This window comes from Shewanella sp. 5_MG-2023 (assembly GCF_030547465.1).
Classification (GTDB): Bacteria; Pseudomonadota; Gammaproteobacteria; order Enterobacterales; family Shewanellaceae; genus Shewanella.
The window spans coordinates 1-2,065 of sequence record NZ_JAUORC010000070.1 but is presented as its reverse complement, the minus strand read 5'-3'; the positions used below and the strand labels follow the sequence as shown (position 1 = coordinate 2,065).

At 33.8% G+C, this 2,065-nt stretch carries 2 protein-coding genes; both read right to left on the bottom strand.

Going from position 1 to position 2,065, the window contains the following annotated elements:
- Positions 1-83 precede the first annotated feature (83 nt).
- Positions 84-1,490 (bottom strand): P-loop NTPase fold protein, encoded by a 1,407-nt coding sequence (locus tag Q4557_RS19650; protein WP_102520064.1) that lies wholly within the window; start codon positions 1,488-1,490, stop codon positions 84-86.
- An 83-nt stretch (positions 1,491-1,573) separates the two neighbouring features.
- The gene (locus Q4557_RS19645; protein WP_303415006.1) at positions 1,574-1,966 is read right to left on the bottom strand and encodes a hypothetical protein; all 393 of its coding nucleotides are present in this window, start codon (positions 1,964-1,966) and stop codon (positions 1,574-1,576) included.
- Positions 1,967-2,065 lie beyond the last annotated feature (99 nt).

Below are 2,065 nucleotides of genomic sequence, written 5' to 3'. Positions count from 1 at the left end.
CTATAAAGGTATCACTCGGGCTTGTTCAACACTTGGGATAAGGACGCGGCTACGCGCGGCCTATCCTTATCTGTTAGCTTTCTTTAACTACTAAACTGAAAGCTTTCTACCATTTCTATTCTTTGTTTTAAACTATCTAAACTTATAGAATTTCTAAAGCCATTAAAGCTAGTGGATATGCTAATTATTTTATCTGAATACCGCTTTTTCTCTTTAGTGGCACCTTCGTCTTTTGTTATATCTTCATGACGTTTCAAAGAGTTTCCAACTGTACTACTATCATAATCATCGTATTTAGCTCCGATTAAAAAGCCTTCTACTAAAGCACAAGAATGAGAATCTAAAAGCTTTGACTCGGGGATCATGCCATACAAATCGCTAATCAATTTTTCTGGAGTATCACCCTTATTGATATAGTCATTATAATTATCATAATGATACTCTTTGGCGATAAGAAGAAATGCTAATAATGCTGGGTAAAGATATATGTTTTCAGCCGTTGATTGAATGACCAAATTTATTTTTGCGAAAAGTTGCTCAACTTCACGTAGCGATAATTTTTTAGCGTTAGCTAACAACTTAAATGTATCTTTCAAATAATCTTTATCGTATTGAAATTCACGGTACTGCATTCTTTTTTGAAAGAAGTCATTAAACCCAAAGTTTATATATAATTGATCAACAAATGCATCTAAATCACTTTCGGGAAGTGTATATTCAATATCAATAAATCGCCTTAAATAGCCTATTGCTTCAAATTCAGCTCCGTATATCCCCTTTACACTGTGAGAGAGCTGAATCTTGTCCATAGCTAATACAAATACTAGCCCTTCAATATCAAGTAAGTGTTTAATTCTTTCAAGTAATTCAATTGCATAAGTAGGTCGACACCTATCTAGTTCATCAATGAATATAAACAAACGAGTTGTGTCACTTCCATCGTTGCTTAGAACCTTGGAAACACCAGATTTAAACTGTGATATTGCTTCTTTATTTTTTGTATACTCTGCTAAGAAATCTTTAGTTAAACCTTCCATCATTTTAGATGACTCATCTTCAATGATTTTTTCAGTATCTAAAATTCCTGCTGTCCCTACTTTTATTAATGCCGGTATTCCTTTTTTTAGTATATGAGAACCAGCTTTTTTCGTGGATTCCCAAGCCTTATTTTTCTCCTCATCACCGTTTATGAGTGTTTCTATTTTTTCATTTATTTCACCAAGAAAAGCTTGTAAAGGGTCACTGGCAAAGTCTGTTTCCCATGCACTAAAATAGATCGAGTTATGTTCTTTGTTTATTAACTGTGCATGTAACATCTCTAAGAAGGTTGTTTTGCCTTGCCCCCAAGGTGCATTTACAGATAAAACGATAGGAGAACTAATGTTCTCTAATAAAGTTGAAAAATTATCAACATGAGGTTGACGATTCAACCTATCATTTTTGAAAGGGTTTTCTGAGTCTACTATTACTTTATGAGACTTAAATTCCATTTTTCGACCTAGTTTGATTTGAAAGCTAACGCTCCTATAACAGGTGCAGCTATGCTGCATCCTTGTTTATAGGCTCATATGTGTTATGTAGTTTTTATATACGCCTCTGTTTCTTTAGAAAAAGCCACATACAATTGAAAACCAACATACAAAATTAAAACAAAAATCAATAGTAATGGAGAAACTTCAAATTGAAAACTCCCCAACCCCATTTGAGCAACTCCGTCACCACCAAATAGAGTATGCATAATTAAACCAAACCCAAGACCTAACGCTTGAATAGCTACGATAACCTTTAGAGCAATTAACGCTAGAACATTTTTAGTTAGTAAGCCATATGACACCAGAAGAAAAGAAATACTTACCCAATCTGTTGGTTTATCTGTGAATAAAGTAAGCAGAGCACTAAATCCAAAAAGAAAATACAAAGCGACAATAATTAATAAAGGGAACGGTCTTTCTGACGACTTATCCATTTTAATCTATTCCTGAGAACTACATAACAGCTTATTCAATAGCAGCACAATAATGTTCCAGGCTGCTCAATTCAAACTTCAAAGATACCATCGCTAAGT